Source organism: Streptomyces sp. ISL-66 (assembly GCF_018614135.1).
GTDB lineage: Bacteria > Actinomycetota > Actinomycetes > Streptomycetales > Streptomycetaceae > Streptomyces.
In genome coordinates this window covers 1-7,261 of sequence record NZ_JAGGOW010000193.1, presented here as the reverse complement: position 1 = coordinate 7,261, position 7,261 = coordinate 1, and the positions used below count along the sequence as shown (strand labels likewise).

Annotated in this window: 7 protein-coding genes and 1 pseudogene; 5 read left to right on the top strand and 3 right to left on the bottom strand. The window is 74.0% G+C overall.

What is annotated here, in order from left to right:
- Together J7E97_RS31960 and J7E97_RS31955 are read right to left on the bottom strand one after the other, a co-directional pair.
- Positions 1-234, bottom strand: a pseudogene (locus tag J7E97_RS31960) (hypothetical protein); the annotation flags it as partial.
- Positions 235-257: 23 nt separating this feature from the next.
- Entirely contained in the window at positions 258-1,544 is a 1,287-nt protein-coding gene (locus tag J7E97_RS31955; RefSeq protein ID WP_215034540.1) for a glycosyl hydrolase, read from the bottom strand.
- 240 nt (positions 1,545-1,784) lie between these two features.
- Here J7E97_RS31955 and J7E97_RS31950 point away from each other — a divergent pair, with 240 nt between their 5' ends.
- From J7E97_RS31950 to J7E97_RS31940, 3 genes are all read left to right on the top strand, one after another.
- Positions 1,785-1,970 carry a hypothetical protein gene (locus J7E97_RS31950; protein WP_215034538.1) on the top strand — a complete coding sequence of 62 codons (186 nt, stop codon included), beginning with the start codon at positions 1,785-1,787 and terminating at the stop codon, positions 1,968-1,970.
- Between the two features lie 8 nt (positions 1,971-1,978).
- On the top strand, positions 1,979-3,010 hold the full coding sequence (locus J7E97_RS31945) for a LacI family DNA-binding transcriptional regulator (protein WP_215034536.1): 1,032 nt from the start codon (positions 1,979-1,981) through the stop codon (positions 3,008-3,010).
- Between the two features lie 107 nt (positions 3,011-3,117).
- Positions 3,118-4,047 carry an ROK family protein gene (locus J7E97_RS31940; protein WP_215034542.1) on the top strand — a complete coding sequence of 310 codons (930 nt, stop codon included), beginning with the start codon at positions 3,118-3,120 and terminating at the stop codon, positions 4,045-4,047.
- 48 nt (positions 4,048-4,095) lie between these two features.
- On the opposite strand, the gene J7E97_RS31935 is transcribed toward J7E97_RS31940, so the two are convergent.
- On the bottom strand, positions 4,096-5,091 hold the full coding sequence (locus J7E97_RS31935) for a TAXI family TRAP transporter solute-binding subunit (protein WP_215034534.1): 996 nt from the start codon (positions 5,089-5,091) through the stop codon (positions 4,096-4,098).
- A gap of 103 nt (positions 5,092-5,194) precedes the next feature.
- On the opposite strand from J7E97_RS31935, the gene miaB reads away from it, so the two are divergent.
- Both miaB and J7E97_RS31925 read left to right on the top strand, forming a co-directional pair.
- Positions 5,195-6,721 (top strand): tRNA (N6-isopentenyl adenosine(37)-C2)-methylthiotransferase MiaB, encoded by a 1,527-nt coding sequence (miaB, locus tag J7E97_RS31930; RefSeq protein WP_215034532.1) that lies wholly within the window; start codon positions 5,195-5,197, stop codon positions 6,719-6,721.
- A gap of 35 nt (positions 6,722-6,756) precedes the next feature.
- Positions 6,757-7,261 (top strand): hypothetical protein (locus J7E97_RS31925; RefSeq protein WP_215034530.1); only part of this gene is annotated, 505 nt, incomplete at its 3' end.

The following is a 7,261-nucleotide window of genomic DNA, read 5'->3' as shown; positions in this document are numbered from 1 at the left end:
GAGCAGCGCGGCGGCGCTCGCGCCGGCCCCGGCGCGGAGCATCCCGCGCCGGGTCGGCCGTACTGGGCCCTGCGTCGCGCCGCCCGACGGGGCGCGGTCGCTTCGGGCGAGGTGCTCGGTGCGGTCGGTGCGGTCGGTGCCACCGGCTCGGCGGGCTCGGTCGGCGCCACCGGCTCGGTCGGCGCGGTCGGCCGGAGTGGTGCGAGGGTCGACGCCGTTGTCGATCTCGGACATCAGGGATCCTCCGTAGGGGCCGGTCAGGCCCGGATGGGAACGTCGGACACGTGCAGTACCTCCGTGATGCCGCGCGCGGCCAGGTGCTCCGCGTCCTCGGCGAGCTCGGCCAGGACCACCGCCGGGCGGACCCCGCGCGCCGTGAGCTCCGCCCAGGCCTCGAAGAAGGCCCCGCCGGGCGCGCACACCGAGCGGTTCGGCGCGGCCTCGGCCCCGCCGACGTCCACGGTCAGCGCGGTGGAGCGCACCGCCGGCCGGTGCTCGCGGCCCCGCCACTCGGCGGTGATCCGGGCGATCACCTCGCCGGCGGGCTTCGTACGGCGGTCGTTGGTGAGCAGACCGAGGCCGTACTCCAGCTCCGGGAAGTCCGCGAGTTCCCGGGACACGTCGTGCGAGCACCACCAGGTCACGCCCCAGAGGTCCGGGCAGTCCAGGGCGTTCGCCACGGTCGCCTCGGTGAAGGAGGCCGCGTGCGCGGGCCCGATCAGCGGCGCGGGCGCGCCCACTTCCTGCAGCCAGACCGGCCGGTGCGGATCGCGGGCCCAGGCCTTGGAGAGTTCGATCAGGTACGCGGCGTGGTGCTCGGTGGCCGTACCGGTGCGGCCGTGGCGCTGGGCGGTGCCGTTGAACACCCACGAGTGCACGGCGGTGGCGCCGCCGAGGCGGGCCGCCTGGGCCGCGGTGAAGGGGTGCCCGTCCTGGTACCAGGCGGCGTCGTACTCGGCGTGCAGGTGCAGGCGGCCCGGAGCGCCCTCCTCGCAGGCGGCGAGCATCCGCTCCAGCCAGCGTCCGGCCTGCTCCCGCGTGATCCGGTCGGGGGAAGGGTGCGGGGCGTCGGAGAACTGGTTGATCTCGTTGCCGACCGTCATGCCGAGGAAGTTCGGCCGGTCCGCGAGGGCGGCGGCGAGCGTGCGCAGGTACTCCTCCTGACCGGCGACCACCTGCGGATCGCTGAAGATGTTCCGGCGGTGCCAGGTCCCGGTCCAGGCGGGCAGGAAGTCGAAGCTGGAGAGGTGTCCCTGGAGCCCGTCCACGTTCACGTCGAGCCCGCGCGCGGCGGCCGCGTCGGCGAGCGCGACGAGCTGCTCGACGGCGCGCGGCCGGATCAGGGTCCGGTTCGGCTGGAAGAGGGGCCACAGCGGGAAGACCCGTACGTGGTCCAGGCCGAGGCCCGCGATCGAGTCGAGATCGGCCCGGACCTCGTCGAGGTCGAAGTCGAGCCAGTGGTGGAACCAGCCGCGCGTCGGCGTGTAGTTCGCGCCGAAACGCAGGCCGCGGGAGGGTGCGGAGGCGGCGGTGCCGTCGTGCATGCGGGGTCCTGGAGTTCAGGGGGAATTCGCGGGATGCGCATAACCTGCCGCGTGCACGGGGCGAAGTCAACAGGGCCCGTATTTCCGGGAGTCCGGACCCGACGGGATGAAGGCACCGGCCTCGCGGGTACGGATACTTATGCGCTTCAGTGCCGTTGACAGACGGGATCCGGTCATCTGATGCTGAGAGCACTAATGCGGTTTAGCTATTGTTGAGGGGTGTTGCCACGCAAGGGAACCGTGCGGAAATGGACAGCGGAATTACGCGAGGCCGACGCCCGGGCCGACGCCGAGGCCGAGGCCCTCTTCGAGGTGCGGCCGCCGCTCGGCACCCCTCCGGAGGTGTACTGGATGGCGGTCGAGGCGGTCTGCCAGGGCTGGATCGCGTACGGTCCGGCCATTGCCGTCCACGTCAGCGAGGGATGAGACAGGCCATGGCCCGCAGACCCACCATCAAGGACATCGCCCGCCAGGCGGGGGTGTCCGAGAGCGCCGTCTCCTTCGCGCTCAACAACCGGCCGGGAGTCTCCCAGAACACCCGCGCCCGGATCCGCCGGGTCGCCGAGGAGCTCGGCTGGCAGCCCAACAGCGCCGCCCGCGCCCTCTCGGGCGAACAGTCCGGAGTCGTCGGCCTCGTCCTCGCCCGGCCCGCGCACACCCTCGGCGTGGAGTCCTTCTTCCTCCAACTGGTCTCCGGCATCCAGGAAGTCCTGGCAGCCGGCCGCATCGCCCTGCTCTTCCAGGTCGCACCGGACCTCGACGCGGAATGCGCCGTCTACCGCCGCTGGTGGGCCGAACGGCGCGTGGACGGGGTCATCGTCGTGGACCCGCGGTCCGACGACCCGCGCCCGGACCTCCTCGAAGAGCTCGCCCTGCCCGCCGTCACGGTGGGGGAGACCAGCCCGCCCTGCGCCCTGTCCGCCGTCCGGGCGGACGACGCGGGCGCCATGGCCCAGGTGCTCGACCATCTGTACGGGCTCGGCCACCGCCGGATCGTCCACGTCGCCGGACTGCCCGAGCTCGCCCACACCGAGCGCCGGATCCGCTCCCTGCGCGCCGAGGCGGAGCGGCTCGGGCTCGGCCCCGGCCAAGTGCGCTCGGTCCCCACCGACTACTCCGACGCCGAGGGCGCGGCGGCCACCCGGCGGATCCTGGCCGAGCCGGAGCCGCCGACCGCGATCGTCTACGACAACGACGTGATGGCGGTGGCCGGCGCCGCCGTCGCCGCCGAGCTGGGCATCCCCGTGCCGGGCCGGCTCTCCCTCGTGGCCTGGGACGACTCCGCGCTCTGCCGGGTCACCCACCCGCGGCTCACCGCCCTCGTCCGGGACACCGCGGGCTTCGGGCGGCTCGTCGCCGAGGAACTCCTCGCCGTCCTGGCGGGGAGCCCGCCGAGGTCCCGCGAGAGCGAGCGGCCCAGGCTGGAGCCCCGCGAGAGTACGGCGCCGGCGCCGGCCGCATACTGAATTCCGGACCCCCTTCCTGGAGTGCCCCCGTGACCCCTCCCCCTCCCACCCCCGCACCGACCTCCGCGTTTCCGGGCCTTCGCGCCGGCGCGGGGGGCGAATCCGGCCTGACGGTCGCGATCGACATCGGCGGCACGAAGATCGCCGGCGCGCTGGTGGACGGCGACGGCACGATGACGGCCACCACCCGGCGCCCGACCCCGCGCGGCACGGACGCGGACACCGTCTTCGCCGCCGTCGCGGAGGTGGTGGCCGAGCTCGCGCGGTCCCCGCTCTGGCCCTCGGCGGTCCGCTGCGGGATCGGCAGCGCGGGTCCGGTGGACTCCGCGCGCGGCACGGTCAGCCCGGTGAACATCACGGCCTGGCGGGGCTTCCCCGTCCAGGCCCGGGTGGAGGCGGAGCTCGCGGAGCACGGGGTACGGATCCCCACGGTGCTGGCGGGCGACGGCGTGGCGATGACGGCGGCCGAGCACTGGCTGGGCGCGGCCCGGGGCCACGCCAACGCGCTCTGCATGGTCGTCTCCACCGGGGTCGGCGGCGGCCTCGTCCTGAACAACCAGCTCCACCCCGGCCCCACCGGAAACGCGGGCCACATCGGCCACATCAGCGTCGCCTTCGACGGGGAACCGTGCGCGTGCGGCGGCCGCGGCTGCGTCGAATCCATCGCCTCCGGCACCGCGATCGCCCGCTGGGCGCTGGCGCAGGGCTGGACCCCGGCCGGGGACTCCACCGCGGCGGGCGTGGCCGCGGCCGCGGAGGCCGGCGACCCGGTCGCGCTGGCCGCCTTCGACCGTGCGGGCCGCGCCCTGGCCGCGGCCATCGCGGCGACCGCCACCCTCGTCGAGACCGACATCGCCGTCATCGGCGGCGGGGTGGCCGCCTGCGGAGACACCCTTTTCGGACCGGTCCGGGCGCACCTGGCCTCGTACGCGACCCTGTCGTTCGTGCGGGACCTCCAGGTGGTCCCGGCGACCCTGGGCACGCACGCGGGCCTGATCGGCGCGGCCGCCGCGGCGACGATGCTGCTGCCGTCGTGAGCACGGCCCAAGGCTGGAGCCGTGGCCCCGGACCCCGGCCGGGCGCCGCTACGGCTTGACCGAGCGGTAGTACCGGGCCGCGCCCTCGTGCAGGGCCAGCGGATCCGTGTAGATCGCCGTCCGCAGGTCCACCAGCTGCGCCGCGTGCACCTGGTGCCCGATGTCGTCCCGGCTGAGGATCACGGTACGCGTGAACTGCTCCGTCAGCTCGGCGCCCGTGTCGTCCCGCGTCACCAGCAGGTTCGGCACCGCCACGGTGGCCACCGCCGAGGTGTTGCGGGCCCGCGCGTACGCGTCCTGCGGCATCACCGCGGCGCGGTAATAGCGGGCCGGACTGCCGCTGGCCTGGAGCGCCTCCACCAGGTCCCCGAGCTGCACGAGCCGGATCTCGAACCGCTCCGACAGCTCGCGCACGGCATTGGTCGGCAGTCCGCCCGACCAGAAGAACGCGTCGATCCGGCCCGCCTCCAGTTCGGCCGGCATCGTGTCGATGCCTACGGCGACCGGGGTGATGTCGCGGACCGGGTCCAGGCCCGCGGCCGTGAGCAGCCGCTCCGAGATCAGCCGCACCCCCGAACCGTTCTGGCCGATCGCGACCCGCTTGCCGCGCAGGTCCCGGGCCGACTGGACCGGCGAACCGGCGGGCACCACCAGCTGCACGTAGTCGTCGTAGAGCCGGGCGCAGCCGCGCAGCCGCTCCGCGCCGGGCCTCCGGTCGACGCGGTACTTGGCCACCGCGTCCGCCGTCGCCACTGTGAAGTCCGCCTCGCCGGCGGCCACCCGCCGCAGGTTCTGCTGCGAGCCCTCGCTGGTCTCCAGCCGCACGCGCACCTCGGGCATGTCCTTGGCGAGCGCCTGCTCCAGCAGCTGTCCGTAGCGGTGGTAGACCCCGTTCTGGACGCCGGTGCTGAAGGTGAGATCGCCCTTGAGCTCCGGCTCCCCGAAGGGCCGCAGCCACCAGACGAGGGCGCAGAGCACGGCCAGTACGGCCACCAGGGCCCGCAGGGCACGGCGCCTGCTGATCCGGGGCGGTACGAGAGGCATGCGGGCGATCCTGCCACCGCCCCGCCCTCCTGTCACGGCCCGCCCTCCCGGCCCGGCGGCGGGCGGGAACGGAGGGCCCGCGGGTAGCGCCTACCCTTGTCGTATGACCAGCAGCAGCGACCGGAGCCCGGCAGTGGACGGTAAGGGTACTTACGAGGTACGCACCTACGGGTGCCAGATGAACGTGCACGACTCCGAGCGGCTGTCCGGTCTGCTGGAGGACGCCGGATACGTCCGCGCCCCCGAGGGGTCCGACGGCGACGCCGACGTCGTCGTCTTCAACACCTGCGCCGTCCGCGAGAACGCCGACAACAAGCTCTACGGCAACCTCGGCCGGCTCGCCCCCATGAAGACCAAGCGCCCCGGCATGCAGATCGCCGTCGGCGGCTGCCTCGCGCAGAAGGACCGGGACACGATCGTGGCCCGCGCCCCCTGGGTCGACGTGGTCTTCGGCACGCACAACATCGGCAAGCTGCCGGTCCTGCTGGAGCGCGCCCGCATCCAGGAAGAGGCGCAGGTCGAGATCGCCGAGTCGCTGGAGGCCTTCCCCTCCACGCTGCCGACCCGGCGCGAGTCCGCGTACGCCGCCTGGGTCTCGATCTCCGTCGGCTGCAACAACACCTGCACCTTCTGCATCGTCCCGGCGCTGCGCGGCAAGGAGGAGGACCGCCGGCCCGGCGACATCCTCGCCGAGGTCGAGGCCCTGGTCGCCGAGGGCGTCTGCGAGATCACCCTGCTCGGCCAGAACGTCAACGCCTACGGCTCCGACCTCGGCGACCGCGAGGCGTTCAGCAAGCTGCTGCGCGCGTGCGGAGCCATCGAGGGCCTGGAGCGGGTCCGCTTCACCTCCCCGCACCCGCGCGACTTCACGGACGACGTGATCGCGGCGATGGCGCAGACCCCGAACGTCATGCCGCAGCTCCACATGCCGATGCAGTCCGGATCGGACACGATCCTGAAGGCGATGCGCCGCTCGTACCGCCAGGAGCGCTTCCTCGGCATCATCGAGAAGGTCCGCGCCGCCATCCCGCACGCGGCCATCTCCACCGACATCATCGTGGGCTTCCCCGGCGAGACCGAGGAGGACTTCCAGCAGACGATGCACGCGGTGCGCGAGGCCCGTTTCGCGAACGCGTTCACCTTCCAGTACTCCAAGCGCCCCGGCACCCCGGCCGCGGACATGGAGGGGCAGATCCCCAAGGAGGTCGTCCAGGAGCGGTACATGCGCCTGGTCGCCCTCCAGGAGGAGATCTCCTGGAGCGAGAACAAGAAGCAGGTCGGCCGCACGCTGGAGGTCATGGTCGCGGAGGGCGAGGGCCGCAAGGACGGCGCCACGCACCGGCTGTCCGGGCGGGCCCCCGACAACCGTCTCGTGCACTTCACCAAGCCGGCGCAGGAGGTCCGGCCGGGTGACGTGGTGACCGTGGAGATCACCTACGCGGCCCCGCACCACCTGCTCGCCGAGGGCCCGACCGGAGCGGTACGCCGCACTCGCGCGGGCGACGCCTGGGAGAAGCGCAACGCGGCTCCGGCGCAGCCGAAGGGCGTCCTCCTCGGGATCCCGACCCTGGGGGTCCCGGCCCCGCTCCCGGCGACGACGTCGGGCTGCGCCGTGCCCGCGGGTTCCTAGCGCGGCCCTTTGACGCGGCGGCTACGCTGCGGATCATGCTCGTAGCCGCCGCCATCTGCCCCGCCCCGCCGATGCTCGTGCCCGAGCTCGCCGCGGGGGCCGCCGCCGAACTCGCCGATGCCCGCACCGCGTGTTCCGACGCGCTGTCCGTGCTCGCCGCCTCCCGGCCCGATCTCCTCGTGGTCGTCGGAGCCTGCGACCAGGACCAGCACGGCTCCTACCCCCAGGGCGCCCGCGGCACCTTCCGCGGATTCGGGGCCGGGGCCGAGGCCGACGTACGGCTGGGTGACGGCGAGGAGAGTCCGCGCCGCCTGCCCACCACGCTCGCCCTCGGCGCCTGGCTGCTCGGCCGCGCCGGCTGGGGCGCCGCGCCCGTGGAGGGGCTCGGGGTCGCCGAGCCGCTGGACACCGCGCGGTGCCTGGAGACCGGCCGGGAGCTCGCCTCGCGCGCCGCCCGGGTCGCGCTGCTCGTCATGGGCGACGGCAGCGCCTGCCGGTCCCTCAAGGCCCCCGGTTACTTCGACGAGCGCGCCGCCGCCT